Origin of the sequence: Streptomyces odontomachicola (assembly GCF_039605595.1) — a bacterium.
GTDB lineage: Bacteria > Actinomycetota > Actinomycetes > Streptomycetales > Streptomycetaceae > Streptomyces.
This window is the reverse complement of the sequence record NZ_JBCFOK010000003.1, coordinates 341,769-367,680: the sequence shown is the minus strand read 5'-3', so window position 1 is coordinate 367,680 and position 25,912 is coordinate 341,769. Positions and strand designations below refer to the sequence as shown.

The window sequence follows — 25,912 nt, the reverse complement described above, 5'->3', positions numbered from 1 at the left end:
TACGGCGCTGCCACCGTGATCGGCAACGCGCTCGTGGGGCGGCTGCCCACCGCCACGCCATCGGCGGCCCGGGTATCTCCGCCTTCGGTCTGCGCGCCCCGCTCCGGCTGGGGGCCGCGCTCGCCGTGTGCGGGCTGCTCACCCTCGTGCCCGAGCTGCGTGGGAAGCGCGCGCCCGCGCCCGTACCGGCCAGCGACGACGGCGTCGCCGATCCGGCACCCGCAGCACCGCAGATGAGCAGGTCGGCGGCCGGCCGCTGACCCGTCGGAAGCGGCGCGCACGGCCCTCGTTGACACCCCCTCACATGTCCAGCACCACTCGCTTCCCCCGGCACCGCGACACGCAGATCAGCATGGACTCGGCGCGTTCCGTGTCGGTGAGGAGGGCGTCGCGGTGGTCCGGGTCGCCCTCCAGCACCCGGGTGCGGCAGGTGCCGCAGAAGCCCTGGGTGCAGGAGTACGGAGTGTTGGGGTATTCGGCGCGGATGGTCTCCAGGGCTGTGCGGTCCGCCGGAACGGTCAACGTACGGCCGGTGCGCCGGAGTTCCACCTCGAACGGGTGGTTCTCCCCGGTCGCGGCGGGCGCGGCGGTGAAGCGTTCCAGGTGGAGGCCGCCCGCGGGGCGCCGGCCCGGCTCCTCGCACAGTGCGGTGACCGCGTCCATCAGGGGAGCAGGGCCGCAGCAGTGGACCGCCGCGCCCTGCGGTGCCTGCGCGAGGGCTGCGGCCAGGTCGGGGTGGCCCTCCTCGTCCTGCGGTACGAGGGTGACGCGGCCGTCTCGTGAGGCGACGGCCAGCTTCTCCAGTTCCCCGGCGAACGGCATGGCAGCGCGCGTACGGCCTCCGTACACCACCCTCCACGGCAGGCCCGCCGCCTCGGCCGCGTACACCATCGGCAGGATCGGGGTGATGCCGATGCCGCCGGCGAGAAAGAGGTACCCGGCGGCGTCCGCGCGCGGGAAGCGGTTGCGCGGACCGCGCACCGTCACGCCGGTGCCCTCGTGCAGCTCCCCGTGCACCTCGCGGGAGCCGCCGCGGCCGCCCTCTTCCTCGGGGATCAGGCGCGTGGCCAGCGTGTACGCGCCGCGGTCCGCGGGGTCGCCGCACAGCGAATACTGGCGTACGGCGCCGGAGGGGAGCTCCAGATCCACGTGCGCCCCGGGCTCCCAGGCGGGCAGCTCGCGCCCGTCCTCGGCGGCGAGCCTGAGCTGTACGACGCCCTGCGCTGGCTCGGTGCGTTCGGCTACCACCAGGCGCAGGCCGACGTCGGCGCGCCCCGAACGGCGTTCCCCCTGCCCCGAGATGGGCTTGTCCAGCGCGGGCATCGGCCACAGCGGCGAGCGCGCGATGCGGCGCCGCAGCCCGCGGCGCGCGAGGAGGGCAGCGCCCCCGGCGATCAGCAGCGTGCGGGTACGGGGCATGTCACGCGCCCCCGCTCGTACGGGCCTCGGCGGCCAGGGCCGCGGGCGAACCGGCCAGGTAGGACACCGCCTGCGCGGTGCTGCCCTCCTGCGTGGGGTGGTATTCGCGACTCAGATAGCGCGGGATGGAGCGCAGCATGTCGCCGGTGGTGGGCAGCACGCCCTGCCGCCCGCCGCGCAGGAATTCGCGGAAGCTGGCCTTGCCTTCGACGAGAGAAGGGTCGTTCTCCATGAAGTAGCGGGTGCCGCGCTGCCACAGGAACACCAGCGCCGAGAAGGCCAGGCCCCAGGTGCGCACGCGGCGCGCGTACGAGCCGTCGACGTGCATGAACAGTTCGAACGCGACCGAGCGGTGCTCGACCTCCTCGGCGCCGTGCCAGCGCAGCAGGTCCAGCATCACCGGGTCGGCGCCCTCGCGGTCCAGGGCCTCGGCGTTGAGCACCCAGTTGCCCAGGAAGGCGGTGTAGTGCTCGATCGCGGCGATCAGGGCGACGCGCTCCATCAGCCACCACTCGCGGGCCTTGCCGGGCGGCAGGGTGCGGTCGTTGAGCAGCTTCTCGAAGAACCAGTCGACCTGCGCGGTGTACGGGGTGGGATCCAGGCCCAACTCCCGCAGGTGCGGCAGCACATCGTCGTGCGCCTGCGCGTGCACGGCCTCCTGGCCGATGAAGCCGACCACGTCCTCGCGCAGCCGCTCGTCGCGTATCAGCGGCAGCACCTGCTTGTAGACGTGCACGAACCAGCGTTCTCCCGCGGGCAGCAGCAGGTGCAGCACATTGATCGTGTGGCTGGTGTCGGGGTCGCCCGGCACCCAGTGCAGGGGCGTGGCGGACCAGTCGAAGGCCACGTTGCGGGCCTTGAGCGGGGTGTGCTCCGCCGCGTCGGGGCGCGGCTGCTTCACGGCCTTCTTCGGCATGGCCTTCTTAGACATGGCGTCAATGTACTTATGGGTAAGCACGCGCGACAGGGTCCTGCACCACAATCCCGCCGAACTTTTCCCGTCGCGGTCCGGTCGCCGGTCCCGTCGCCGATGCCCCTCGCTGATCCCGTCGCCTCACCCGTACGCCGCGTCCGCGCTGCCCGCGCACCGGCCGCCGCTGTGCTGAGCTGGCCGGACCGTATGCCCGCACGGCATCGGCCCACATCGACCCACATAGACCCTGCGCATCCAAGGAGTGAAGTCCCGTGCGTATTCGCCTCGTCGCGGGCGCGGCCGCGCTCGCCGCCGCGGCCGTTCTCGGACACTGCGGCACCGCCGCTGCCGCACCCTCCGTGCCCAGCGGCCCGTGCAAGACGATCGACCTGGAGAAGCTCGGCTCGCACTCGGTCAACGACCCGGCCCTCAAGCCGGGCAACGCGAACGGCTGCGACTGGAACCCGCTGCACTGACCCCGGCAGGGACCGGGCCCGGACCGTCCCGTCGGCCGCGGGTGCGTGGCCGAAAGGGCCCGGGCCCGGTCCGCCTACCGCTCCATAGAATCGCCGGGTGTCCGGACCGGCCGCGGCAGGCGCCGCACCCGCGGGCAAAGCCCGCCCCCTCTCCCAGATCTACCGGGACCTCGGCGAGTCCGAGGCCGCCGAATCCTCGCCGCTGTACGGGCGGATCGCCGTCGCCCTCAGCGAATCCGCCGAGGCGCTGCGCGCCGTCGAGGCGGCCCCGGTACGCAAGCGGCACCCCGCGCTGATCCTCGCCGCGCTGCACGACCTCGCCCTCGCGGGACGCGCGCCCGCGCTCGCGGAGGCGTACGAAGCGGCAGTCAGCGCCGAGGTCGGGGAGGAAAGGGGGCGCGGCGAAGTGGCCGTCGCGACTGCCCTCGACACGCTCTGCCGCATGACCGACGAGGTCGTGGCCCTCGCCGTGCGGCGCAGGCTCCCGCCCCGGCACCGCGAGACCGGGCACTGCGCCGTGCTGTATCCGGCCATCGCCGAGGCGGCGCACCGTTGCGGCGCGCGGGCCGTCGGGCTGATCGACGTGGGGTGTTCCGCCGGGCTCAACCTCAATGTCGACCGCGTGGGCATCGCGTACAGCAACGGCCAGGCCCTGGGTGATCTCTCCTCTCCCGTACGGATATCGGCCTCGGTCGTAGGTGAACGTCCCCTGCCCACGCGGAAGTTCCCCCAGGTCGTCGCCCGTATCGGCATCGACCGCGAACCTCTCGATGTGACCGGGGCCGAGGACGCCCGGTGGTTGCGCGCCTGCCTTCCGCCGGACCAGCTCCGTCTGCCGGAGCGGGGCGGGCGGCTCGACGCGGAGATGGAGTTGGTGTCGACCGCCCCTCCCCTGCTGCTGCGCGGAGACCCCGTAACGCTGCTGTCCGACGCCTTGGCGCGGGTTCCTGCGGACGCCCTGCCCGTGGTGGTCTCGACATGGGAGCTGTCGCGCTTCTCCCATGAACGTCGGCTGCGCTTCGTACGCCGGCTCGAGGAAGCGGCGGCCGAACGGGCGGTGGCGTGGGTGCCGGTGGAGGGCGTCGGAGTCGCGCCGCACATCCCGACGCTGGGCGACCGGCCCGCGTCCGGGCACAGCACCATCGGCCTGGCGATGTTCGAGCGCTCGGTAGCGGACCCTCCCTACGTGTCGCCGACCGCCGAGGCTCTGGGCCGCTGCTGGTCGCGAGGGCGCCTGCTGTCGTGGCTGGTTGATTCCCGATGACCGCCTGTTCCCGATAATCACCTGCGTACGAGGGGATGTCGGCTTAAGCTCAGCGGATGTCTCTGGAATGGGAACAGGTAATCGTCGACGCCAAAGACCCGGTGACCTTGGGGCGGTGGTGGGCCGAGGCGCTGGACTGGGTCGTCGTCGACTCCGATGACGACGTGTTCGAGATCCGCCCGGAGCCGGAACGCGTGCCGGGCCTGCTCTTCGTACGGGTCGGCACGGGCAAGCCGGCGGAGAAGAACCGGCTGCACCTCGACTTCAGGCCCGACGACCAGGCGGCCGAGGTGGCCCGCTTCCTGGCGCACGGCGCACGCCGCGTCGACGTCGGCCAGGGCGAACAGTCCTGGGTCGTGCTGGCGGACCCCGAGGACAACGAGTTCTGCATCCTCGGCCAGCGCCGCGCCGCAGAGGGCTAGCCCGCGGGCGCCCGCCCTCGTTTGCGCTGGTCACCACATGACCGCCTCCACCTCCCTGTCCACCGAGCCGCCCCCGTACCTGCACTGCGGTCGCGGGTACGGGGCGGACGATCCCGTGGGTTGCCGGGGGCACCGCGTCCCGCGCCCACGGGCCGGGGGTGGGGCGGTTGTTGGGGCCGGTGAGGGCGGTGGGGCTGACGGGGCCGACGCCGAAATCGATGGCGCGTCGGAGACCGAGGCCGAGTCTGAGGCGCGGCTGTACGACGCCTGCCTGGCACATCTCGACGTCGCCGACCGCGACGCCTACCTGGATTCGTTGCGCCCCGGCAGCGCGTTGGACCACCGCGGCACGACCTTCGATTCCGCCCTGTGGAGGCGTCTGGCCGGTGCCGTACGCGATCCCGTCGGGCGGCAACCGCTGTTCGGCGGGGCCGACTTCGACGGGGCGGTCTTCGAGGGCGACGTCGCGTGCGTCGGGGCGACGTTCGCGGGGCACGTCTCGTTCGAGGGGGCGGTATTCCGCGGCAGCGCCCGCTTCGACGGCGTGACCTTCGGGGGCTACGCGCGGTTCGAGGACGTGATGTTCCAGGGCTACGCCGGCTTCTACCGGGCGGTGTTCGAGAGGGGCGCCGGGTTCGACGGTGCGGTCTTCGAGGACAAGGCCGGGTTCGACGCGGCGCGGTTCGAGGACGAAGCGCAGTTCGAGTCGGTGCGTTTCGCGCGCGGTGTGCGGTTCTCGCGGGTGCGGTGCGCGGGCGACGCCTGGTTCGACGGGGCGATGTTCGAGGATGCCGCGCTCTTTCTCCAGACGGTGTTCGAGGGCGTGGGCTGGTTCAGGTGGCGGAGTTCCACGGCCGGGCGGGCTTCGAGGAGACCCGGTTCGAGAAGGACGCGCGGCTCGGCGGCGCGCGCTTCCAAGGTTCCCCGCAGCTCGGCCCCCTGGTCTGCCGGGGGACGGTGGATCTCGCCTCCGCGGTGTTCTCCGTCGCGGTCACCCTGGAGCTCGCCGCGTACCGCGTCGACTGCCGCCACACCCGCTGGACCGCCAAGGCCGCGCTGCGGCTGCGGCACGCGGCGGTGAACCTCGGCGAGGCGATGCTGGAGTTCCCCGTGAGCGTCGCCGCCCATCCCCCGTTCACCGTCCAGGATTCCGCGACGGACGACGCCGCGCCACACGACTCCACGCTCGACGAATCCGGGCTCAGCGAATCCATACGCCACGGAAGCGGGCTCGACGAGGCCCCCGTACGCATGGCGTCGCTCCACGGCGTGGACGCCTCCCACCTCGTCCTCACCGACATCGACCTGCGCGAATGCCGCTTCGCCGGCACGATCCACCTCGACCAGCTACGCCTGTACGGACGCTGCACCTTCCCCGGCACGCCCACGGGGCTCCGCCGCCGGGGCCCACTCCCATTGCGCTGGACCTCACGCCAGACGCTGGCGGAGGAGCAGTACTGGCGCGCTTCCCGCGAAGGACCCGAATCCGGTTGGCTGGCCGATCCCGAGGGCCGCCCCGCCGTACGCCCCGAGGCCCTGGCACCGGTCTACCGGGACCTGCGCAAAGGATTCGAGGACGCCAAGAACGAGCCGGGCGCGGCCGACTTCTACTACGGCGAAATGGGTGCGGCCTGAAAGCCGCTCCGGAACCAGTGAAGGCAACCGAGAGGAAGGAGGCCTTCCCCGCCAAGTGACCGACATGGCGGGCCCCCAGCGAGGCGTGCAGGACCGGTAACGGACCTGTGCGAAGCCCTCGTCACCGAAGCTCCAAGGCCACGCAGGCTGCTGCGAGGCACAGGGCCAAGGGGGAGAGCTGAAGGGTGAACGCAAGTGAACCTCTGATGAGGTCCCGTAACCGTAGATGCCGGAGCAGTACAGAACGCCGGCACAGGGCTACTGCTGAGAAGCAAGCACGGCACGACGGTCCCATTTACGTCGCGCGTGGTCACCGTGGCCCCGGGATATAGGAGGCACCCGCCCCAGCTCGCATCTGGACGGAGCGGAACAGGACAATCCCGTAGAGGTCCGGCCGCATGACCGGTAGGCCGATGGCAACAGAAGCTCAACTCCTCTGCGGGCGGGCGAAGGAAGGCCCGAGAAGCAAAGGCCGCTGGGGCGAAAGCCCAGGGGAAAGGGCGGACGACGGCACCTCAGCCGCCGCCTATAACCCGGCGGATACCGGCCAATTGGCTGGGCGCGAAAGCGAGCTGACGCGGGCCTGGTGGACCTTTGAGGATGCCAACGCAATGAGACCGAAAGTCAGGGGACCGGAGTGGACGCGGAGGTGGTGGACGTGACCGTTTCGACGGAAACTGAGACAGCCGACGTGACGATGGCCCTGAGCGACGCCGAGCAATGGCGCAGTACCAACTGGGCCAAGGCGGAGGCGGACGTGCGGCGACTGAGGCAGGATCTTCAAGGCGGCACGCGAAGAAGACCCGAAGAGGGTCAGAAATCTGCAGAAGCTGATGCTGAGGTCACGAAGCAACACGATCGTTTCGATCCGCAGAGTGACCCAACTCAGCGCAGGACGCCGCACTCCCGGTGTCGACGGGGCGGTCGTGGTCGACGAACGGCAACGAGGTCAACTTCTGCGAGAGTTGACCGAGGAGCCGCGGTTTAGGCCACTACCGGTGCGGCGAGTGCACATCCCAAAGGCGAACGGCAAGAAGCGACCACTAGGCATCCCCGCGATCCGGGACCGAGTGGAGCAGGCCAGGGTGAAAAACGCCCTGGAGCCGGAATGGGAGGCACGCTTCGAAGGGCGAAGCTACGGTTTCCGACCCGGACGAGGGTGCCATGACGCGATCGGCGCGATCTTCCAGACACTGGCCCGCAAGGGCGCCAAGAAGCTCTGGATCCTGGATGCTGACCTGTCCAGCGCGTTCGACCGCATCGACCATGACCGCTTACTGGATGCCATCGGCGACTTCCCGGCCTGCCGGGAAGTCAGAGGATGGTTGAAGGCCGGGGTGATGGAGAACGGCAGGTTCGCTCCCACCGAGGAGGGGACGCCGCAAGGCGGGGTAATCAGCCCTCTGCTGCTCAACATCGCACTCCATGGCATGGAAATCGCTGCCGGATACGACCCGAGCCTCACGCAACTGCAGAGGTCGCGGAGAAATATCCCGACGCTGGTCCGCTACGCCGATGATTTCGTCGTCATGTGCGCGACGGAGGCGGAAGCGTGGCAGATCAAGGAGAAACTCACTGCCTGGCTGGAGCCGAGAGGGCTGACCTTCAACGACGAAAAGACCCAAGTGGTCCACGCGTCGGAGAGCTTCGACTTCCTCGGTTTCAACGTCAGGAGGTACGGCGAGAAGCTCCTGATCAAGCCCAGTAAGGCAGCGGTGCAGAAGGTCAAGAGGGAGATCACTGACCGGTGTCAGCGCATGGCAGCGGTCAAAACAACGGATCTGATCCGCAATGTGAACCCTCTGATCAAGGGATGGGCTACCTACTACCGAAGCGCCGTATCCAGTGAGACGTTCAACAAGCTGGATTGGTGGCTCTATAAGCGGGAGTACAGGTGGGCGAAGAGACGGCATGCACAGAAGTCGCGCAACTGGGTCAAGAGCGCGTACTTCGGCCGCTTCAATCCAACCCGGCAGGACAGCTGGGTCTTCGGCGACACGGAGACCGGTGCCTTTATGGGCAAGTTCGGATGGACGAGCATCCAACGCCACGTGATGGTCAAGGGTGCTGCGTCCAAGGACGACCCGGAACTGGCGGAGTACTGGCGGGAGCGAACGCGCAAGCGGAAACACCCGCAGGCGGACGGCAAGTTCGACGTCAATCTCGCAGCCAGGCAGAAGGGGCTCTGTCCGCTCTGCGGACTTGACCTGATCGACGGAGCGACATACGAACCGGACTCAGTCCGCGACTGGGCCAACTGGTTTCATGCTAGCTACCGAACGATTCACAAGCATCATCTGATCTACCGCTCACGCGGCGGATCGGATCAAATGTCCAACCAAGCCCTGGTCCACTCCGACTGTCATCGGAGGCATCACGCGTCCCATGACTACGGTCAAACGCAGAATCAAGTGCTGCCCGAGGGGTCTGCTTGAGCCGTGTGCCGCGACGAGTGGCACGCACGGTTCTGAGGGGGGCCTCGTCCCGAGAGGGACGGGGCCTACCCGACAGATGCGCCGCCACTCCCCGCTCACCCCGCGCCCCGAACGCGCGCTGCTCTGGCTGTACTGGGCCGCCTCCGGCTACGGCCTGCGCGCCTCCCGCGCCCTGGGCTGGCTGCTGTGCGCGATGACCGCGACCGTGCTGCTGATGATGGGCTTCGGCCTGCCGGACACCCCCGCCAGGCCGTTCCCGCCCGGAGCCGGGGTCATCGGACACCAGGACCCCCGGCTGCACGCCCGCTTCCCCGACCGCTTCACCGCGACCCGCGCGCACCAGGCCGCCGATGTCGTGGTCAACTCCGTGGTCTTCCGCTCCAGCGGCCGTGACCTGACCACCGCGGGCCGCTACACCGAGATGGCCTCCCGCTTCACCGAGCCGATCCTGCTGGCCCTGGCGCTGCTCGCCGTACGGGGGCGGGTCAAGCGGTGATCGCGACGGGCGCCGCGCGGGTACGGTTCACTCCCCTATCGGCGCCTCCAGCAGCCGCGTGACCAGGCCGTTCAACGTCACCAACTCCTCGGCCGACAGGGCGCGTACAGCCTGGGGCGGGGTCTCCTTGAGGCGGCGGGCGCGCTCGGCCTTGGCGCGCCCCTCCTCGGTGGCGTGCACCAGCTTGGAGCGCCGGTCGGCCGGATTCTCGGTGCGCTCCACCAGACCGCGCTTGACCAGGTCCTCGACCACGACCGAGGTGTACGGCGCGTCGGTCACCAGATAGGCGGACAACTCGCGCAGCGTGAGGGTGCCTTCGGCGATGCGGCTGAGCGCCTTGGCGCGGATGAAGCTCATGCCCAGCGCTTCGCTGACCTGTTTGCGCCGGTCGTACCGCTCCAGCACCAGCGACCGCAGGTTGTGCCAGACCCGCTCGGCGGCGTCGCTGTCCTCCGAGGTGGGCGGGGGTACGGACTCGGGGCCGGTCGCGCCCCGTTCGGTTTCGCTCATGGTGCGGTCACCGCGTTTCCGGTGGTTCCTGAATTGCCAGTGGTTCCTGACCTGCCGTGGGTGTTGCTCGTACTGCTGGTGGCGTTCGCACCATGCGTGCCGGTCCCCCCATGGGTGCCGGTCGTGTCACCGCTGGCGCTCGCACCATCCGTACCCGTACCGGCCATGCCGCCGGCGCCCGTCACCGCCTCGTCCTCGTGCTGCAACCTTGCCGCCGTGCGCACCGCCGTCCCGTGCGCCCAGCGCCCGGACGTGAGGATGCCGAGTATCAGGACGGCTGCGCCGCACCCTGCCACGATCCACCAGGCGATCCGGTCGCCGCCCGTGCCCTGCGCGTTGGACAGCGGCGTGCCGGAGGCGGCCGCGGCGGCGACCACCGCGCCGATGACCGCGACGCCGAGCGACTGGCCGACCTGGCGGCTGGTGGAGGCGACCGCCGAGGCGACGCCCGCCTGGGTGCGGGGCATGCCGGAGACCGCGGTGTTGGTGATCGGCGCATTCACGGTGCCGAAGCCGAGCCCGAATATCAGGAACGCGGTGAGCAGGAGCGCCACGGGGGTGTGCGACGTGGCGGTGGTGGCGAGCAGCACGGCGCCCGCCGCCATGGCCACGCCGGCGACTATCAGTGGTATGCGCGGCCCGCGCCGCCCGACCATACGCCCGGACAACGGCGGGCACACCAGGGTCATCAGCGCCATCGGCAGCATGAACAGGCCCGCGTGCAGGGCGCTCATCCCCCGTACGTCCTGAAGATACAGCGTCGTGAGGAACAGGAAGCCGCCCAGCGCGGCGAAGGCGCACACGGCTATCGCGGTGGCGCCGGCGAACGGCACGCTGCGGAAGAACCGCGGGTCGATCAGCGGCTCCTCGCGTCGGAGTTCGTACGCGAGGAAGGCGGCGAGTGCCACGAGTGCGAGCACTCCGCAGCCCAGGATCAGCGGCGAAGTCCAGCCCTTGCTGGGCGATTCGATGATCCCGAAGGTCAGCGAGGCGAGGAAGACGATCATCAGCAGCTGCCCGAACGGGTCGGCGCGGCGCGGCTTCGGCGCGCGGGACTCGGGGATGAAGCGGGCGGCGAGGACGAGGGCGATGATCCCGACCGGGACGTTCATCCAGAAGATCGCGCGCCAGCCCGTCGTCTCCACCAGCAGCCCTCCGGCCACCGGGCCCGCCGCCATGGACAGGCCCATCATCGCGCCCCAGGCGCCTATCGCCCGGGCCCGCTCGCGCGGCTCGGTGAAGGTGTTGGTGATGATCGACATCGCCACCGGGTTGAGCATCGAACCGCCCACCGCCTGGAGCGCGCGGAAGCCGATCAGCCACGGCAGGCTCGGCGCCAGGCTGCACAGCAGCGAGGCGAGGGTGAACAGCAGCAGCCCCGCCTGGAACGTGCGGCGCCGCCCGATGCGGTCGGCGGTGGAGCCGGACAGCATGAGCAGCGAGGCCAGGACCAGCGTGTACGCGTCGATGGTCCACTGCAGTCCGGAGACCTCGGCGTGCAGGTCGCGCCGGATCGAAGGCAGCGCGACATTCAGCACCGTGCTGTCCAGGCTGACGATCAGCAGGCTGAGGCAGCAGATGCCGAGCACGAACTGCCGGCGCCGGTAGGAGAGTTCGGGCACGGGGCGATTCCTCGGGTACGGGGGCGGGGCGGGGCAGCACGGGGGCGGCGCTCGCGCCCTTCCGAGCACGCCTGCCTTTGATTGTGCTTACACAACTATTTCGACCGTACAACAACCCCCTTAATGCCCCGGCAAAGCGGAGACCAACCACCCCCAAGGCGCCCTGAGGCGACCGGAGTTGACCCCGAAATCGCCGCCCCGCCAACGGGCCGGCTCCGCCTCGCGGACCGCCCCCGCACTCCCCTTATTCGCCACTGCCCAGCCGCTCCGTCTCCTTCTCCTGGCGCCGCGCCGCCGCCGTCAGGAAATCGGCCACCGTGGCGAGCTGCTCCTCGCTGTAGTCCTCGCACAGCTCGCGCAGGGAGCCGACCAGCCCGCCGAAGTAGGGCGCGACGGCCTCGGCGAACCCCTCGTCGAACTCGACCAGCACCTTCCGCCCGTCCCCGGGATGCGGCACCCGCCGGGCCGCCCCCTTCTCCTCCAGCCTGCCGATCAGCGCCGTCACCGAGGCGGGGACCAGGCCGGTGCGCCGGGCCAGCTCGCCCGCGGTGAGCGGTCCGCCGCGCTGGAGCAGGTCCAGCGCCTTGGTCTCGGTCGCGCTCAGCCCCTGGGTGGCGGCGAGTGCGCCGTGGAAGAGCACGGCGGCGGTACTCAGCTCCCTGCCGGCCAGCAGGACCCTGCCGACCAGTTCCTCTCTATCGCTGCTTGCCATGTCGCCAGTCTACGCTATTCTTTAGTTAGATCGAACGAAATAACTTTCCGTAGATCGTTCTCGATCCGCACGACTCCTTCCGTCACGGAGCGCATCGGAGGCGTTCATGAAGGCACTGATCATCGGGGGCGGCATCGCCGGACCCGCAACGGCCATGGCCCTCCAGCGGGTGGGCATCGACTCCACCGTCCACGAGGCGCACCCCACCGGCGCCGGCGGCGTCGGCGCGTTCCTCACCCTGGGGTCGAACGGCCTGGACGCCCTCGCCGCCCTCGGCGCCGAGGGCCCCGCGCTGGCCGCCGGCTTCCGCACGCCGGGCATCGCGATGTACAGCAGCACGGGCAAGCACCTCGGCACGACCGTCACCAGCCGCCCCGGCGGCGAGGAGCCGGTGAGCCGCACCCTCAAGCGCGCCGAGCTGTACGGACTGCTGAGCGAGGAGGCCTCGCGCCGCGGCATTGCGCTGGCCCACGGCAAGCGGCTGACCAGCGCGGAAGAGACCTCCGACGGGGTGCGCGCGCACTTCGCCGACGGCAGTGAGGAGACCGCCGACCTGCTCATCGGCTGCGACGGCATCCACTCCACGGTGCGCACCGTCATAGACCCGGCAGCACCCGCTCCCCGCTACACCGGCCTGATCGGGCTCGGTGGCTACACCCGGGGCATACGCGTGGACGCCGACCCCGGCACGTACGCCATGGTCTTCGGCCGCCGCGGGTTCTTCGGCCACGCGCTGGCGCCGGACGGCGAGGTGTGGTGGTTCGCCAATGTGCCGCGCCCGCGCGAGCCGGAGCGCGGCGAGGCCGAGGCGGTCGGCGCCGAGGAGTGGCGTGCCGTGCTGCGGGAGATGTTCGCGGACGACGCGGGGCCCGCCGCGCGGCTGGTGGAGGCGAGCGAGGAGATCCTTCCCGCGAGCCCCATGCACGCGATGCCCCCGCTGCCCCGCTGGCACTCGGATCGCATGATCGTGCTCGGCGACGCGGCGCACGCGCCCTCACCGAGCTCGGGCCAGGGAGCCTCGCTCTCCCTGGAGGACGCCGTCGAGCTGGCCCGCTGCCTGCGCGATCGCCCCTCCCCCGCCGCGGCGTTCACCGCGTACGAGGCGCTGCGCCGGCCCCGGGTGGAGCGCATAGCCCGCCAGGCTGCCCGCGTCAACAGCAACAAGGCCGCCGGTCCCGTCGCCCGCGTGCTCCGCGACGCGATGCTGCCCCTCGCCCTCAGGGCGACGGCCAACGGCAAGCAGATGCGGGAGACGTACGGCCACCACATCGAGTGGGAGGCCCGGACGGGAGAGGGGACGGGGGTGGCCGCCTGAGGCTCCTGCGCGCCCGTGCTCCGTGCGCTTCCGACGCCCGGCGGCCGAGGGCGCTTCCGGCGCCGGGATGCGGGGTACTCCGCGGCGACGGAACCTGGGCGTACGTGCGGGCCCAGGCACAGGAGAGAGCCATGACGACACAGCCGCAGTCACAGCCGCAGCAGGATCCACAGCAGGAGACGGAGCAAGGGCGGGGGCGCGAGCAGGAGAGGGGGACGGAGCGGGAGCGGAGGTACGAGGGGCCGGCCATTCTCGTGCTCGACGACGCCGAGACCGAGGTGACCGCCGAGCTCACCGCGTACGTCACCGAGGCGCCGGAGTCGCAGTGGAAATGGTGCGGCCTGGTGAAGACCGACAACCCGCTGGAGGACTTCGCGCACTTCGCGCAGCGCCCCACCGTCATCCGGCTGGCCGGGACGGGCCGCGAGAGCGAGGTGCTGCTGCACGGCTGGGGCAGCCAGTGGGTGCGCGTCGAGGGCAGCGGGGACGTGCCGTTCTGATCTGCGACGGCCCGCTGATGTACGAGGCGTATGAGCTCTTCGGGGTGTGCGAGGTGTCGCAGCGCGTGGGCGCCTCACATGCCCGGCAGCGTGTCCTGGTCGACCTCGTGCTGCGGCGGGCTCGGCGCCGTACGCAGGGACAGCTTGTGGCGGCAGTCGGGGCCCAGGCCCCACAGGCGCGAGGCGCGGTCGCGCAGGGGCTGGCCGCACATGCGGCACAGCACGCGGCGGCCCGTCACCGGGGCGCTGTCGGGGAGGAGTTCGCTCTCCGGCATGGGCACGGGGGCGTCACCGGCCGCGCCCTCGGGGCTCGTTCCGGGCGCGCTCCCGCTCGACGATCCGTCCGGCGTGCCGGGCACGACGCCGGTTGCCGGCCCGGGGGCCGGCTCGGGCGTCGTCTCGGGCTTCGCCTCGGCTCTCACCTGGGGCTTCGGCTCGGCCGTCACCTGGGGCGTCCCCTCAGGCGTCAAAGAGGCGTCGGAAGCTGTCGGTTGCGCGGGCTCGGTCATATGAGTGGTCTACCATCACCGGCCCGCCGGAGCCGACCCGGCGCCCGGGACCGGGGCCCGCACGCCGGGGTGTCCGCTGCGGGGTGTAGCCCGTGCGCAGGTGTACTCCGCCCGCGGTACGCGAAGCCGCGCCCGTCAGACGACGACGCCGCCGCGGCGCGGCGCCATCGTTGAGGACATGAGCCGGATGGCCACCACCCACCGGAGCCGGTCGTGAATCCCCTGGCCGCAGCCGCGCTGCTCCAGATCGTCTCCGCCGTGTGCTACGCCGCGGCCGCCATCGCCCAGGAACATCTGGCCACCACCGTCCGCGCCCAGCACCGCTGGACCCGGCTGCGGCACCTGCTCGCCTCCAGCCGCTGGTGGGTCGCGGTGGCCCTGCAGGGTCTCGGCGCGCTGCTGCACACGGTGGCGCTGGGCGTGGGCCCGCTCACCGTGGTCCAGCCGCTGGGCGTACTGACGCTGGTGCTGGCCGCGCCGATGGCCGCGGTCTTCGTCAAACGCCCGGTGGGCGCGGCCGGTTGGCGCGGCATCCTGCTCACCTCCACCGGGCTCGCCGGGATCCTCCTGCTGACCGGGGCGCAGTCCTCGATGCCCAACGTCCTCAGCGGCAGCGAGCAGGTGGGCCTCGCCGTGGGCGTCGCGATCGCCCTGACCGTACTGATCGCCGCGGGCGCCGCCGCGGGGTGGCGCCTGGTGGTGGTGCGTTCCCTGGCACTGGCCACGGCCTCGGGGATCGCGTACGGGTCGGCCTCGGTGTACGTGAAGACGCTCGCCGACACCTGGAAGAGCCTGGACGCCTTGGCGCTCCTGGCCCTGATCCTGCTGATCGTGGCGCTCGCGGTGACCGGCCTCGGCGCCTCCCAGGCGTCCTACCGCGGCGCGGGCCTGACCGTTCCGCTGGCCACCGCCACCGTGGTCAACCCCGTGATGGCCGCACTGGTCGGCACCCTGATGATGGGCGAGAGCTTCCGCTTCGGGCTCGCGGGCCAGCTGGGGGCGGTGGCCGCGGGGCTGGTGGCCGCGCTGGGCCTGACCCTGCTCGCGGCCAACAGCTCCCGCCCGCGCCGCGACGAGGCCACCCTCTCCCCCGTGGTGATCCACTCGCCGGGCGCGGAGCAGCGGGAACGGCAGGGTCACGCGGGACGCCGCCGCTACCACCCGCTGAGCCGCAGCAAGCCGTAGACCTGCTGCGGTCTTGCTGCGGTCCTGCTGCTGTCGGTCGTGGTGCGTTACGTACTAGGCGCCGCCCTGCCAGTCCGTGTACGGGATGCGGGCGATCTCCCACACCTCGCCGGTGCGGGCCCACTCGTTCTTGCCGAGCCGGGTGAGCGGCTTCATCCGGTGCACGTCCGGGTGCCCGTCCACCATGACCTCCTCGGACACGGCGGCGTGCACCACGCGGCCGAAGACCACGGTCGTGTTGCCGAGCTTGAGGGTGCTGTGGAGCTCGCACTCCAGGGCCACGGGCGACCCCGCGACCCGCGGCGGCTTCACGCGCAGCGCGTTCTCCCGCTCCAGTCCCACCGCGTCGAACTCGCTGACCCCGCGCGGAAAGTCCGTGGCCGTCGCGTTGATCTGCTCGAACAGCTCCTCGGGAGCGAGGTTCACCACGAACTCCCCCGTCTCCTCGACGTTCCGCAACGAGTCCTTCCGCCCCACGGAGGAGAACTGCACGATGGGCGGCTCCGTACAGGCGACGTTGAAGAAGGAGTGCGGGGCAAGGTTCTCCGTATCACTGTCTCGGCTCACCGTCGACACCCAGGCGATGGGCCGCGGCACCACGGTGGCCGTCAGCAGCTTGTAGAAGTCCCGGCCGGACATGGACTGAGGATCAAAGTCAACACGCATGATCCGCAGTATCCCCCGCGGGACAACCGCGCAGGCTAACCGGGGTTTCCCGGCTCCGCCCAACCGCGAAGTCCGACCGAAGGTGCCCGGTATCGGTACACGCCGAGCACCTGGAGCGACCGCCGTTAACACCCGCACCACCCACCGCTGTCTGGGAGGACTTCGAGGTCCCCACCCACGTACGAGGCGGACACGTCACCCTCAACCTGCACGACCACCTGGCCGCCTACGTCCCCCAGCGGCCAGCCGCGTACCTGCGCACCTCCTCCGACCGCTTCGGGCTGGAGGCCGGCGTCGACCGGCAGCTCGAAGACGCCGAGGACTGCCGCACCCGACCGCGCTGGGACGAGTTCGCCAAGGTCCACCGCGAGAACGACACCTCGGCCTTCAAAAAGAAGAAGGTCACCAAACCGGACGGCTCCACGGACTGGGTCGTCGTACAACCCGAGTTCCGCCAGCTCCTGGCTGACCCGCCTGGGCGTTGACTGCCTCGACTTGTGCTACCTCCACCGCATCGACCCCGCTGTACCTTTCCTGGACCAGGTCGGAACACTCGCCGAGCTCCACAGCGAAGGGAAGATCGCGCACATCGGGCTGTCGAAGGTGACCCCGGAGGAGATCGACGCGGCCTTCACCGTCATCAGGGTCGCGGCCGTGCAGAACAAGCTCAGCATGGCCGTCCCCGACGACCTCCCCACCGTCGAGCACTGCCGCAGGCTGGGCATTCCCTATGTGCCGTACGCCCCGCTCGGCGCAGGAGCCCTGACCGGGGACGTCGGCACAGCACTCCGCTGGCTGCTGGACCTCGGCAACCACGTGGCACCCATCCCGGCCACGAGCTCCACCCGACACCTGCACGAGCTGATGCAGGCAGGAGCGTCCGTCACTCGACGCACCGCACAGCCACCCAGGAACGCCCCCGCTGGCCCGCCGAGCACCCCGAAGACGACCACCCCGGTCGCTGGCACCTCGCCCCAGGCCGCCCGGACTTGACCGCTAACCGCGGACCGCACGGTCCCCGACCCCGCCCAGCCCGCGATAGGAGCGACCCTCCGTGACCCCCCATTTCTGCGCCCGCTGCGGCAGCGACCACCCGCACTACGTCGAGCAGAACTCAGGCCCCGGCCGCACCCTCTGGCTGTGCCATACCTGTGCCCCCGCCGTCCGCACGCGCACCTCCACCACCGCTTCGGAGAACGCCGCCTGACGCCGGGCGTTGCGGAGTCCCCCCCCCATCGTGGAAGCGCCGATTGGTGCACGGCGAGCTGCCCTTCGCACAGGTGTGGGTGGACCGGACCTCGGGGCTGGCCTGCTACCGCGATGCCCAGAGCGCGGTGCACCAGCTCGGTAGCGGCCGACTCCTGCACGCCCCCGGCTGCGAAGAGACCGATACCGGCGAAGACGACGGAGTAAGGCGCCGATGTTCGCGATTCCCCCGCCCTCGCAGCGGACCGGAACGGCATCGCCACGGTGGCTCGCGCTCGCAGGACGTGGCCGGGAGACCGGTCCCCGCCCAACTAACGGGCCATACCCGCCCTCAACGACAAGGAGGCGCAGTCCCTGCTGGGCGACACGACACAGCAGTTGAGGCGTCGGGGCCGGTTCACGAGCAAGTCGGCGGCGTAGGTGTGGACCACACGATGGTCGGTGGCGTCGCGACCTCCGACGACGGGGCGGCTCGCAGCAGGTTCTCATGGCGTCGGCTGACTGCGGGGTGGTCGGCGTGGTGTGGATGGGGCTGGCAGAAGCGATGAGGCTGTGGAGGTTAGACGCCCCCGGTGCGCGCTGGCAATGATGTCGTGCGCGGTCGTTGTGCTGCGGTCTTCCGGTGGCCGCGCCGATGCGCGGCGGTGGAAGGGGTAGCCACCGAAGTGCGGTTCTTCGCGCGGCAGCGCTTCGCGTGCGAGCGGATCCGCGTCGTACTCGAAGGCGGCGGCTGGAGGGGATGTGGCACGGTATGCGCCCAATCAGCGGCTGGCCGCGCTGCTTTTGGAGGCCGGATGGACAGCGGCCGAACTGGCCCGCGAGGTCAACGCGGTCGGACACGCGCAGGGGCGGCATCTGAGCTACACCCGGTCCTCCATCGCCCACTGGCTGCGCGGCTCCCGCCCCCGGGCCCCCGTACCCGAACTGGCCGCGCTGGCGTTCAGCCGCCGCCTGAACCGGCCTGTCACTGCCGAAGACACCGGCCTGAGTAAACTCCCCCCGGCTCAGGCGGCGCTGCCGCCCGATTCCACCGGGGAGCCGGCGCCCTTGGATCATCTGCTGTTGCTCACCCGCGGCGACACCGACCCCGCCACTCGTGTTCTGCTGCGCCACCTACCCTTCACCCCGCCTCGGGACGCCACGGCCCGGTGGCCCGTGCAAGCGGCGCCGCTGCCGGCGCCGGTCCGGCACGGCCGCGCGGCGGCCCCTTCGGACACCCATGCCCTCCAGGCCGTGATCCGCACCGTCGTCGACCTGGCCGCAGGCCACGGCGGCGCATACGCCCGGACCGCTGTGGCCGCCTACCTCGCCGACGACGCCTGCCCGCTGCTCATCCAGCGGGCCTCCCGACCGCTCCGGCGCGAGCTGTTCCTCCGTACCGCCCAACTCGCCCACATGCTCGGGGTCATGACCGACGACGCCGGGCACCATGAGCTGGCCCAACGCTATTTCACTGCTGTTCTGGGGCTCGCGCGGCAGGCCGGCGACCGTTCCACCTTCGCCATCGCCCTGCGCGCGATGAGTCTTCAGGCCCTACGCCTGGGCCACCCCCGCGACGCCCATGCCCTGGCAACCCTCGCGGCCGACACCGCGGGAGAGACCGCCGTCGACGCGGTACGGGCCTTCGTCCTCATCCAGCGGTCGCGCACCGCCGCTGGGCGACGGCAGCCGCGTCTGGCCCTGGCCCTCATGGACGAGGCCGTGGGCCATCACGAGCAGGCGAGCGGGACGTCGGACCCGTTCGCCACCTATCCGAGGGCCGGGCTGGACTACCAGCGCGCCGCCGTCCTCAGTGCCCTGGGGCGGCACGCCGACGCCGTGGCCGCGCTGGAGGACTCGACGAAGCACCGCGGCCCCCAGGAACACGCGCCTTCCGCCCTCACCCACGCCCGGCTGGCCGAAACCCACCTGCGCCTGGGGCACTTGGACGCAGCCTGCACCCACTGGCACCACTTTCTGGAGCTCTATCCCCGCCTGCACTCCCGCCGGGCCGACCAGGCCCTCATGGGCCTCCGCCAGGCCCTGCGCCCCTACAGCCTCAACGCCCATGCCCGTAGCGTCCTGCAGCAGGCTCGTCCCCTCGCACCCAGAGCGGGCTGAGAGCGGTCCGCCGTACTGAGGTCACTCCGCTATGGAGGTGCTGTAGGTCCACGTGTAGAGCGGAACATCGATGCCCGAGGCGGACGTCGTGGCATTCGCGGATTCGAAGTGCTGATGGCACCCGTAATGCGGCACTACCACCTTCTGGGCGGTATGCGTCGTACCGACGGTGAGCCGCATCAGGCCCTTGGGCCCGCGAGGAGCGCCGATGAGATAGACGAGGCAATGGTGAGCGTGGTCCTGGACGAGATCGATGACAGGTTCGGCGAATACGGACATCAGGACACTCCCCTCGCGACAGGCTGCATGCCCTCGCTTTGTGAAGTCACCGGTACGGGTGGGGGGGGCAACCGGCGCTCGGCCAGAATCCTCACCCCACCAGGTAGAGGGTCACGATCATGGCGCTGACCAGCGCACACCAGCAGGTGAACACCGCGCGCAGACGGCGGGCCGCCCACTGGATTTCCATGAAGACGTAGCCCACGATCAGCACCTTGACGCCGGTGAGCACGATGATGAGCACGGTGCTCGCCTCGGCCCCGAAACCCCCGTGACTCTCATCGGCCAGGTGCCACGACAGGGCCGTGATGGCCATGAGAGCCGCCCAGGCAAGGAGAATGATCCGAGGGCGCGTGGTGCGTACTGATACAGCCATCTCTCACCGGACCAGGTAGAAGAGCGTGAAGAGGACGATCCAGAGCGCGTCGGTCAAGTGCCAGAACGTGGCTCCGTTTTCGAAGAAGCGCATGTGCCGCGCGTCCGTCGTGCCGCCCGCTCGCATGCGGCGGGCCGTTCGCCACAGGTAGGCGAGCACGATCATCGCGATGATCACGTGCAGAAGATGGATTCCCGTGAGCATGTAGTACATCTGGAAGAAGACATTGGTCTGCGGGGTGTGGCCGGCTCCGGCCGCGCTGCTCCACTCGATTCCCTTGTTCACGATGAAGAGCGCTCCGCAGATCCCTGACCCCAGCAGGAGGCGCCGTACCGTGCGCTCGGCCGATTCCCGTACCGCATGGACCGCGAGGGCGATGCAGAGGGAGGCGGTGAGCATGAGGAAGGTGTTGAGGGCACCGAGGTCGGTGTTCAAGGCCGCGCGCCCCGAGGTGAATTCCCCTGCGTGGTGTGCGCGTTCGTTCAGGAGTGCCGCGAAGTAGGCGCTGAACATCATGAGGTCGGTGAAGACGAACACCCAGATACCCACTTCGCCGGGCAGCCACCGCGCCTGCGGACCGGTGTCGGGCTGTCGGCGCGGGACGAGGACCTTCTTCTCTGTTTTCTCTGCGAGGGTCGACGTGCTGTTCTCTGCGTCGTGCATGGCTCCTTGCCCTTTCTCGCCCGCGACGCGCGAGGCGTCGTCCTGGCTGCTGTCGGGGCGCGCCGTTCTCAGGCGGCCGGGACGCCGACGGTGCGATACACGCCGTCCGCGTCTTCCTCCCGGCACAGCCGCTCCTGGCGGGAGACCGCCTTGAATCCGAGGTAGGTCATCACATGCACCCACAGGGAGAAGGTGCCGAAGATGAGCCACATTCCGGTGAACCCGGAATACGTCCACTGGCCGCCCTTGAAGAAGACGATGACCACGTCCGTGCCCCAGTTCAGACACAGGGCGAGCGTCATGTAGGCGGACCAGCGCGGAAAGAGCTGATGGTCCGGAGGGTTCCAGAGAATTCCCAGTGCCAGCGACACCAACCAGGCGATGAACGGCGGGACGGCGAAGATGAACAGGAACCACCCCATGTCCCATAGCGCCTGAGTGACCTGCGCAGATGTCTGGCCCGCACGGTAGGCGGCAGCCGCCCAGAAGATGTTGACCAAAACGATGATGCACACCCCGCAGCCGAGTGAGATGAGCTGGGTGCCGTGGAGCAGGGGAAAGCGGCTCTCGGTCTTGCGGGTCCACACCGCCAGCGCGGCCCCCCACGGCGCGCAGAGCGTGGCGCCGAAAATCATCACCACGCACGCCAGTTGTACACCGAGCCGATGCTCGACGATCCACGCGCTCAGCCGCATCGCCGACCAGCCGGGACTGGGAGGCGGCAGGAATTCTGCCATCGGGAAGAAACCGATGACATAGGGGATGATCAGTCCAAGGCCCATCCACAGATAGAGCCGATGGGCTTTGGGGGAGAAGCGCTGTTCCATGATGACGGGTCCTTTGTCTTCCCGGGACCGGCTGGGTTCTTGTGGTTCGTGGGCCACGTACGGCGGCTGCGCATCAACGGCCATGCTCGGGTTCCGAGGTCGGTCCGCTGCCATCTGCGTGCGCCCTGCACGGCAGGTGGTCGAGGGCCCGCAGAAGGGGGCCGACGCGCCAGTTGAGGGAGTCCGGAGTGGTGGCCAGCGTCAGGTCGGGGAAATGGCCAAGAAGGGCCGGCAGGGCGATGGTCGCTTCCAGATATGCCAGAGAGCGGCCGGGGCAGACGTGGATGCTGTGTCCGAACGCCAGGAGATAGCCGGGGGTCCGGGTGATGTCGAAGACATCGGGGTCGGCGAATTCGCGCGGGTCGCGCTGAGCGCTGGAGATCATGACTTTCACATGGCTGCCGTCCCCGGGAATGGTGGTGGAACCGAGAGTCAGGTCTTCCTTGGCGAACCGCGGGAAGGGGCTCGGCGCAGGCGGTACGAAACGCAGCGTCTCCTGGACGGCCTGGCCCACCAGGTCCGGATTCCGGCGTAGGAGGCCGAGTTGCTCGGGGTGGGTGAGGAGGCACAGGACGGCGTTGGACAGGAGGCTGATGGTGGTCTCGTGTCCGGCGAGGAGCATCAGGAAGGCGGTGGCGCGCAGTTCCTCGTGGGAGAGCTGGTCGGCGTCCGCTGTCTGCAGCAGAGCGTCGAACAAGTCGGCGCCGGGGCTGCGGCGCTTGTCGCCGATCAGCTGGTCGAAGTACGGGATCAGCTCCTGGCGTGCGGTGATGGCGTCCTGGGGGGCATCGGGGAAGCTGACGCGGTCGGCCCATTCGCGGATGCGCCCGTGGTCGAGGCCGGGGACGCCCAGCACGGTGCAGATCATGCCGAGCGTGAGGGGCGCCGCGAAGTCGTCGATCACATCGAACGGCTCCTGCGGGGGAAGGGCACGGATTAGCCGGGCGGTGTGTTCTTCCACGGTCGTGCGCAGCGCCTCGATGCGGCGGGGCGTGAACGCCTGGGTGGTGGGCTTGCGCAGCCGGGTGTGCTCGGGCGGATCGGAGTTGAGCATGTTGCGGCCGTGTGGGAAGTCCGTGGCGTCGGGGTCCCCCAGGTAGTGGGCACGCCACTGGCGGTTGGCGTGCGCGAGGTCGCTGGAGAGCGCCGGATGGGCCAGTGCCTCCTTGGCCTCGGGGTAGCCCAGGACGAGCCAGGCTTCGGCGCCGTCGGGCTGGACCGCCCAGTGGACGGGGCTCTCCTTCAGGAGCCGGGCGTAGACACGATGCGGGTCGTGACGGAGTTCCTCGGCGTGTGGACGCAGGTCGACGGGCGCGGGCTTGCCGCTGCCAGGTGCGCGGGAGCTGTTCATCAGCGGGTCTCCAAAGGGCTGTCGGATGCGGGTGTGAGGACTTCGTGCAATCCGGGGTTCGTGCGGGCCGCGGTACGCGGCGGCCCGGCGGGCCCCTTCGCGGGGATCGGAGTGGCTCTCACCGCGAGGGGGGCTGCCGTTGTGCTCAGTTACCGTCGGGAAGGGAGTCGGGCCGGGAACCGTCGGGCTGCGGGCCTTGCTGCGGCGGCCCGTTGAGGAAGTCGAAGATTCCGCCGTTGTGCAGCGGCGAGGACCATTTGCGTGCGGTGCGGTAGAGCTCGGCCGCCTGCGCCGTGACCGGCAGCGGGCAGCCGTCGCTCCGTGCCGCGTCCAGCGCGGCGTCCAGATCCTTGAGCAGGTGGTCGCGCGAGCCGAAGTGGTGGGTGTCGCCGGGCTTCATGAGGGGTTGGAGCACGTGCAGGAGCCGCGAGTCGGCGAAGCCGCCTTCGAGGTACTCGGGGAGCCGGCCGTAGTCGATGCCCGAGGCGGCGGCCAGGAGCGTGGCCTCGGCCAGGGCCCAGCAGGTGGCTCCCACGATGACCTGGCTGCACAGCTTCGTCGCCTGGCCTGCGCCGGTGGGCCCGGTCAGGGTGCAGCGGCCCGCGTAGGCGTCCAGGAGGGGCCGCACGCGCTCGAAGTCCTTCTCGCTGCCGCCCGCGAGCACGGTGAGGTTTCCGGCCGCCGCGCCCTGCGGTCCTCCGGACACGGGCGCGTCGAGCCAGTGCGCGCCGGTCTCCTCGGCCAGCCGGGCTGCAAGGGCCCGGGTCTCCTGCGGGCTGATGCTGGAATGGTCGAGGATGATCTTGCCTGGTTCCGCCTCCTCCGCGAGTCCGCCGGGCCCGAAGGTGACCTCTTCCACTGCGTCGCCGTCGCTGACGCACACGACGACCACCGTGCTCTGGCGCATGAGGTCGGCGGGGTGGGCGGCCCGGTGTATTCCGGCCGCCTCCAGGGCCCTTGCCCGGTCCGGTGTCCTGTTCCACACCGCGTGCAGCCGGCCGGAGCCGGCCAGGCGGTGCGCGAGAGCGGAGCCCAGGATGCCCAGACCGGCGCAGCCGACCTCTTCCGCCGCCGGGCCGTTGGGGCTCGCCGCAGGGGACATGGCTGCCTCATGCCTCATGCGGCGCCTCGATCTGACGCAGGACGCTCGCCCTGTCCCAGTGGGACCTCTCCCACACGAACTGGTTCTGGTCGTTGAAGCGGAAGGCGCTCATCCCCTGCTTGGTGAACCGGCTGCCCGGCCGCACGTTGCTGCTCAACTCGGTGAACACGCCCTGGACCTCCGCCGACAGCTCCCACATGACGGCGGAGTGCCCCTCGCCCTCCAACTGCGCGAGCAGCGTGATCTTCTGGTCGACGATCACCTCGAACCAGCGCGCCGCGGCCTCCCGGATGTCGTGCACCCCGCGGGTCTCCATGCCCATGGCGACGTCCTCCACCACCGCATCCGGAGCGAAGCAGGAGACGTACGCCTCCACATCTCCGTTGATGATCGAGTCGGCCCACTTGCGGTACGTGGCCGCGTGCGCGTCGTAGGTCTGCTGGTACGACATGGCTGTCCTCTCGGTCGGTTGCGGGTCGGTACCGATGGCGGCGAGAAGCGGCTCGATGCGGGGAAGGTCCTTGGGCCTGCCCCGTGCCGCGACGTAGCCGTCCGGGCGGATCAGGAGGAACTCCCGGCGGCGCCGGGGCAGATGACGGTGGCTGAGTACGGCGGCGTGGCGCCGCGCCAGGGCCTCGCCGGCGCGGGGCAGGGCGGCGCCGGGCGGGCCGCAGGTGAGCAGGGTGAGCCGGTCGCGCTCGGCAGCGGACGGCGCCGCCCTGCCGGGTGCGGGCAGCCCCGTACCGCGGAATCCGGGCAGGCAGCCGAGCGCGGTCGCCGGGTAGCGGATGCGCTCTCCGGCCACCTTGGCGGCGTACCAGCGCTGGGCTGGCGCGGCCCGTTCGGCGGCTCGCAGGACGCCGTTGCGCAGGCGGCTCCAGGGCGGCCGGACGAGCGCGAGGCGGGTCACGGCGCCGGTGGCCTTGACGATCTGGCGTGCCGCGGCGAGGCGTTCGGGGCCGTAGGTGTCCAGGACGGCCTCGTCCAGCCTGCCGGAGAGGACGCCTGCCAGCTTCCAGGTCAGGTTCCGTACGTCCTGCAGGCCCAGATTCAGTCCCTGCCCGCCGACCGCTGAGTGGGTGTGGCCCGCGTCGCCCACCAGCAGGACCCGCCCGGAGCGCATGCGCTCGGCGAGGCGCTCGGAGGAGCTGAAGGTGGTGAGCGTCTGGATGCCGTCCATCCGCAGGCCGCCTGGGCCACGGGTGTCGAGCATGTCCTGGACGAACCGCGCGGTGGCCTCTTGCCCGTCGGCGGTGCTCCCGGCGACCCGGAAGCAGCCTTCCGGAAGGGGAGCGATGACCATGCCCCCGCGCGAAGTGAAGTAGTAGGCGGGGACGTCGGGCACGCACGCCCCGCTCAGCGGGCCTTCGGCGAGGACGAACGGGGTGGGCAGCTCGCTTCCGGTGAAGGGGATGCCGAGCAGTTCCCGCACCGTGCTGTGCACGCCGTCGGCGCCGATGACCCACGGGGCGCGCAGCCGTTGGTGCCGCCCGGCCGCGTCGCGCACGACGACCTCGACCGTCTCCCCGTGCTGGGTCAGGGACACCAGCCGCCAACCGCGTTCCACCGTGCCGCCCGCCTCGTGCACGGCGGCCTCCAGGAGGGCGTCGGTGCGGGACTGCGGCAGCACCAGCGGCGATTGCCGGGTACTGAGCCGGACGCTGACGAGGCGTCCGTGGTCGCCGTAGTAGTCGAGCCGACCGGGCCGGCGCGCCTGGCCCCTCGCCTCAGCCAGCACCTCCAGGTCGTCCAGGACCGCCTGGGCCGGCGGCCAGAGCATGATCGCGCGGCTGCCGTGGGAGGGCTCGGGGGAGGACTCGAAGAGCCTCACCCGCACGCCGCGGCGCAGGAGTTGGGCCGCGGTGGCCAGCCCGCAGGGACCGGCTCCGATGACCACTGCTTGCGTGTCCGTGTCCATGTGGCACCTCC

At 70.6% G+C, this 25,912-nt stretch carries 25 protein-coding genes and 2 pseudogenes; 13 read left to right on the top strand and 14 right to left on the bottom strand.

What is annotated here, in order from left to right; translation table 11 throughout:
• Positions 1-300 precede the first annotated feature (300 nt).
• Together ABEE00_RS06820 and ABEE00_RS06815 are read right to left on the bottom strand one after the other, a co-directional pair.
• Positions 301-1,419 (bottom strand): PDR/VanB family oxidoreductase, encoded by a 1,119-nt coding sequence (locus ABEE00_RS06820; RefSeq protein ID WP_345744344.1) that lies wholly within the window; start codon positions 1,417-1,419, stop codon positions 301-303.
• 1 nt (position 1,420) lies between these two features.
• On the bottom strand, positions 1,421-2,350 hold the full coding sequence (locus ABEE00_RS06815; RefSeq protein WP_451918508.1) for a metal-dependent hydrolase: 930 nt from the start codon (positions 2,348-2,350) through the stop codon (positions 1,421-1,423).
• A 254-nt stretch (positions 2,351-2,604) separates the two neighbouring features.
• On the opposite strand from ABEE00_RS06815, the gene ABEE00_RS06810 reads away from it, so the two are divergent.
• The 7 genes and pseudogenes from ABEE00_RS06810 to ABEE00_RS06785 form a co-directional block, all read left to right on the top strand.
• Positions 2,605-2,808 carry a hypothetical protein gene (locus ABEE00_RS06810; protein ID WP_345744343.1) on the top strand — a complete coding sequence of 68 codons (204 nt, stop codon included), beginning with the start codon at positions 2,605-2,607 and terminating at the stop codon, positions 2,806-2,808.
• Between the two features lie 97 nt (positions 2,809-2,905).
• Complete coding sequence (locus ABEE00_RS06805; protein WP_345744342.1) at positions 2,906-4,072, top strand: DUF2332 domain-containing protein; 1,167 nt, start codon at positions 2,906-2,908, stop codon at positions 4,070-4,072.
• Between the two features lie 56 nt (positions 4,073-4,128).
• Complete coding sequence (locus ABEE00_RS06800) at positions 4,129-4,494, top strand: VOC family protein (protein WP_345744341.1); 366 nt, start codon at positions 4,129-4,131, stop codon at positions 4,492-4,494.
• A gap of 37 nt (positions 4,495-4,531) precedes the next feature.
• Positions 4,532-5,260, top strand: a pseudogene (locus ABEE00_RS35785) (pentapeptide repeat-containing protein); the annotation flags it as partial.
• A gap of 71 nt (positions 5,261-5,331) precedes the next feature.
• Positions 5,332-6,129 carry a hypothetical protein gene (locus ABEE00_RS06795; RefSeq protein WP_345744340.1) on the top strand — a complete coding sequence of 266 codons (798 nt, stop codon included), beginning with the start codon at positions 5,332-5,334 and terminating at the stop codon, positions 6,127-6,129.
• Positions 6,130-6,962: 833 nt separating this feature from the next.
• Positions 6,963-8,564, top strand: coding sequence for a group II intron reverse transcriptase/maturase (gene ltrA, locus ABEE00_RS06790; RefSeq protein WP_345744339.1), 1,602 nt, complete (start codon positions 6,963-6,965; stop codon positions 8,562-8,564).
• A gap of 73 nt (positions 8,565-8,637) precedes the next feature.
• Positions 8,638-9,060 (top strand): annotated as a pseudogene (locus ABEE00_RS06785) (pentapeptide repeat-containing protein); the annotation flags it as partial.
• A gap of 27 nt (positions 9,061-9,087) precedes the next feature.
• On the opposite strand, the gene ABEE00_RS06780 reads toward ABEE00_RS06785, so the two are convergent.
• The 3 genes from ABEE00_RS06780 to ABEE00_RS06770 all read right to left on the bottom strand — a co-directional run bounded on the left by ABEE00_RS06780 (position 9,088) and on the right by ABEE00_RS06770 (position 11,904).
• Positions 9,088-9,570 (bottom strand): MarR family winged helix-turn-helix transcriptional regulator, encoded by a 483-nt coding sequence (locus tag ABEE00_RS06780; protein ID WP_345744337.1) that lies wholly within the window; start codon positions 9,568-9,570, stop codon positions 9,088-9,090.
• Entirely contained in the window at positions 9,567-11,192 is a 1,626-nt protein-coding gene (locus ABEE00_RS06775) for an MFS transporter (RefSeq protein WP_345744336.1), read from the bottom strand. Before ABEE00_RS06775 ends, ABEE00_RS06780 begins: the two co-directional genes overlap by 4 nt.
• A 244-nt stretch (positions 11,193-11,436) precedes the next feature.
• A complete protein-coding gene (locus tag ABEE00_RS06770; protein WP_345744335.1) occupies positions 11,437-11,904 on the bottom strand; it encodes a MarR family winged helix-turn-helix transcriptional regulator in 468 nt (155 codons plus the stop codon).
• Positions 11,905-12,010: 106 nt separating this feature from the next.
• Here ABEE00_RS06770 and ABEE00_RS06765 point away from each other — a divergent pair, with 106 nt between their 5' ends.
• A complete protein-coding gene (locus ABEE00_RS06765; protein ID WP_345744334.1) occupies positions 12,011-13,219 on the top strand; it encodes an FAD-dependent oxidoreductase in 1,209 nt (402 codons plus the stop codon).
• A 131-nt stretch (positions 13,220-13,350) separates the two neighbouring features.
• A complete protein-coding gene (locus ABEE00_RS06760; protein ID WP_345744333.1) occupies positions 13,351-13,719 on the top strand; it encodes a DUF4873 domain-containing protein in 369 nt (122 codons plus the stop codon).
• 74 nt (positions 13,720-13,793) lie between these two features.
• Here ABEE00_RS06760 and ABEE00_RS35780 read toward each other — a convergent pair whose 3' ends face one another.
• Positions 13,794-14,165, bottom strand: a complete 372-nt coding sequence (locus tag ABEE00_RS35780; RefSeq protein ID WP_451918507.1) for a DUF6011 domain-containing protein — start codon at positions 14,163-14,165, stop codon at positions 13,794-13,796.
• A 276-nt stretch (positions 14,166-14,441) separates the two neighbouring features.
• Here ABEE00_RS35780 and ABEE00_RS06750 point away from each other — a divergent pair, with 276 nt between their 5' ends.
• The gene (locus ABEE00_RS06750) at positions 14,442-15,413 is read left to right on the top strand and encodes a DMT family protein (RefSeq protein ID WP_345744332.1); all 972 of its coding nucleotides are present in this window, start codon (positions 14,442-14,444) and stop codon (positions 15,411-15,413) included.
• A gap of 54 nt (positions 15,414-15,467) precedes the next feature.
• Here the strand turns inward: ABEE00_RS06750 and ABEE00_RS06745 are convergent, their stop codons facing one another.
• Positions 15,468-16,079 carry a flavin reductase family protein gene (locus tag ABEE00_RS06745; RefSeq protein ID WP_345744331.1) on the bottom strand — a complete coding sequence of 204 codons (612 nt, stop codon included), beginning with the start codon at positions 16,077-16,079 and terminating at the stop codon, positions 15,468-15,470.
• Positions 16,080-16,226: 147 nt separating this feature from the next.
• Between ABEE00_RS06745 and ABEE00_RS06740 the strand changes: the two genes are divergently transcribed.
• The 3 genes from ABEE00_RS06740 to ABEE00_RS06730 all read left to right on the top strand — a co-directional run bounded on the left by ABEE00_RS06740 (position 16,227) and on the right by ABEE00_RS06730 (position 19,385).
• Positions 16,227-17,072, top strand: a complete 846-nt coding sequence (locus ABEE00_RS06740; RefSeq protein ID WP_345744530.1) for an aldo/keto reductase — start codon at positions 16,227-16,229, stop codon at positions 17,070-17,072.
• Between the two features lie 61 nt (positions 17,073-17,133).
• Complete coding sequence (locus tag ABEE00_RS06735; protein WP_345744330.1) at positions 17,134-17,286, top strand: hypothetical protein; 153 nt, start codon at positions 17,134-17,136, stop codon at positions 17,284-17,286.
• A gap of 740 nt (positions 17,287-18,026) precedes the next feature.
• Positions 18,027-19,385, top strand: a complete 1,359-nt coding sequence (locus ABEE00_RS06730) for an NsdA family TPR-like regulatory protein (protein ID WP_345744329.1) — start codon at positions 18,027-18,029, stop codon at positions 19,383-19,385.
• A 21-nt stretch (positions 19,386-19,406) separates the two neighbouring features.
• On the opposite strand, the gene ABEE00_RS06725 is transcribed toward ABEE00_RS06730, so the two are convergent.
• The 7 genes from ABEE00_RS06725 to ABEE00_RS06695 all read right to left on the bottom strand — a co-directional run bounded on the left by ABEE00_RS06725 (position 19,407) and on the right by ABEE00_RS06695 (position 25,901).
• Positions 19,407-19,664 (bottom strand): DUF5988 family protein, encoded by a 258-nt coding sequence (locus ABEE00_RS06725; RefSeq protein WP_345744328.1) that lies wholly within the window; start codon positions 19,662-19,664, stop codon positions 19,407-19,409.
• 91 nt (positions 19,665-19,755) lie between these two features.
• Complete coding sequence (locus tag ABEE00_RS06720) at positions 19,756-20,040, bottom strand: cytochrome C oxidase subunit IV family protein (protein WP_345744327.1); 285 nt, start codon at positions 20,038-20,040, stop codon at positions 19,756-19,758.
• A gap of 3 nt (positions 20,041-20,043) precedes the next feature.
• Positions 20,044-20,703, bottom strand: a complete 660-nt coding sequence (locus ABEE00_RS06715) for a cytochrome c oxidase subunit 3 (protein ID WP_345744326.1) — start codon at positions 20,701-20,703, stop codon at positions 20,044-20,046.
• 68 nt (positions 20,704-20,771) lie between these two features.
• On the bottom strand, positions 20,772-21,530 hold the full coding sequence (locus ABEE00_RS06710; protein WP_345744325.1) for a hypothetical protein: 759 nt from the start codon (positions 21,528-21,530) through the stop codon (positions 20,772-20,774).
• Positions 21,531-21,603: 73 nt separating this feature from the next.
• Positions 21,604-22,881: a cytochrome P450 family protein gene (locus ABEE00_RS06705; protein ID WP_345744324.1), complete on the bottom strand. Its 1,278-nt coding sequence runs from the start codon at positions 22,879-22,881 to the stop codon at positions 21,604-21,606.
• A 145-nt stretch (positions 22,882-23,026) separates the two neighbouring features.
• On the bottom strand, positions 23,027-23,983 hold the full coding sequence (locus ABEE00_RS06700) for an NAD(P)-dependent oxidoreductase (RefSeq protein ID WP_345744323.1): 957 nt from the start codon (positions 23,981-23,983) through the stop codon (positions 23,027-23,029).
• A 7-nt stretch (positions 23,984-23,990) separates the two neighbouring features.
• Complete coding sequence (locus ABEE00_RS06695) at positions 23,991-25,901, bottom strand: FAD-dependent monooxygenase (RefSeq protein ID WP_345744322.1); 1,911 nt, start codon at positions 25,899-25,901, stop codon at positions 23,991-23,993.
• Between the last annotated feature and the right edge of the window lie 11 nt (positions 25,902-25,912).

What these genes read in the sequence shown, in the direction of transcription:
- ABEE00_RS06820 (WP_345744344.1), bottom strand. Translation starts at nt 1,419, where the DNA reads ATGCCCCGTACCCGCACGCTGCTGATCGCCGGGGGCGCTGCCCTCCTC.
- ABEE00_RS06815 (WP_451918508.1), bottom strand. Translation starts at nt 2,350, where the DNA reads ATGTCTAAGAAGGCCATGCCGAAGAAGGCCGTGAAGCAGCCGCGCCCC.
- ABEE00_RS06800 (WP_345744341.1), top strand. Translation starts at nt 4,129, where the DNA reads ATGTCTCTGGAATGGGAACAGGTAATCGTCGACGCCAAAGACCCGGTG.
- ltrA (WP_345744339.1), top strand. Translation starts at nt 6,963, where the DNA reads ATGCTGAGGTCACGAAGCAACACGATCGTTTCGATCCGCAGAGTGACC.
- ABEE00_RS06780 (WP_345744337.1), bottom strand. Translation starts at nt 9,570, where the DNA reads ATGAGCGAAACCGAACGGGGCGCGACCGGCCCCGAGTCCGTACCCCCG.
- ABEE00_RS06770 (WP_345744335.1), bottom strand. Translation starts at nt 11,904, where the DNA reads ATGGCAAGCAGCGATAGAGAGGAACTGGTCGGCAGGGTCCTGCTGGCC.
- ABEE00_RS06765 (WP_345744334.1), top strand. Translation starts at nt 12,011, where the DNA reads ATGAAGGCACTGATCATCGGGGGCGGCATCGCCGGACCCGCAACGGCC.
- ABEE00_RS06760 (WP_345744333.1), top strand. Translation starts at nt 13,351, where the DNA reads ATGACGACACAGCCGCAGTCACAGCCGCAGCAGGATCCACAGCAGGAG.
- ABEE00_RS06745 (WP_345744331.1), bottom strand. Translation starts at nt 16,079, where the DNA reads ATGCGTGTTGACTTTGATCCTCAGTCCATGTCCGGCCGGGACTTCTAC.
- ABEE00_RS06725 (WP_345744328.1), bottom strand. Translation starts at nt 19,664, where the DNA reads ATGTCCGTATTCGCCGAACCTGTCATCGATCTCGTCCAGGACCACGCT.
- ABEE00_RS06720 (WP_345744327.1), bottom strand. Translation starts at nt 20,040, where the DNA reads ATGGCTGTATCAGTACGCACCACGCGCCCTCGGATCATTCTCCTTGCC.
- ABEE00_RS06715 (WP_345744326.1), bottom strand. Translation starts at nt 20,703, where the DNA reads ATGCACGACGCAGAGAACAGCACGTCGACCCTCGCAGAGAAAACAGAG.
- ABEE00_RS06710 (WP_345744325.1), bottom strand. Translation starts at nt 21,530, where the DNA reads ATGGAACAGCGCTTCTCCCCCAAAGCCCATCGGCTCTATCTGTGGATG.
- ABEE00_RS06705 (WP_345744324.1), bottom strand. Translation starts at nt 22,881, where the DNA reads ATGAACAGCTCCCGCGCACCTGGCAGCGGCAAGCCCGCGCCCGTCGAC.
- ABEE00_RS06700 (WP_345744323.1), bottom strand. Translation starts at nt 23,983, where the DNA reads ATGTCCCCTGCGGCGAGCCCCAACGGCCCGGCGGCGGAAGAGGTCGGC.
- ABEE00_RS06695 (WP_345744322.1), bottom strand. Translation starts at nt 25,901, where the DNA reads ATGGACACGGACACGCAAGCAGTGGTCATCGGAGCCGGTCCCTGCGGG.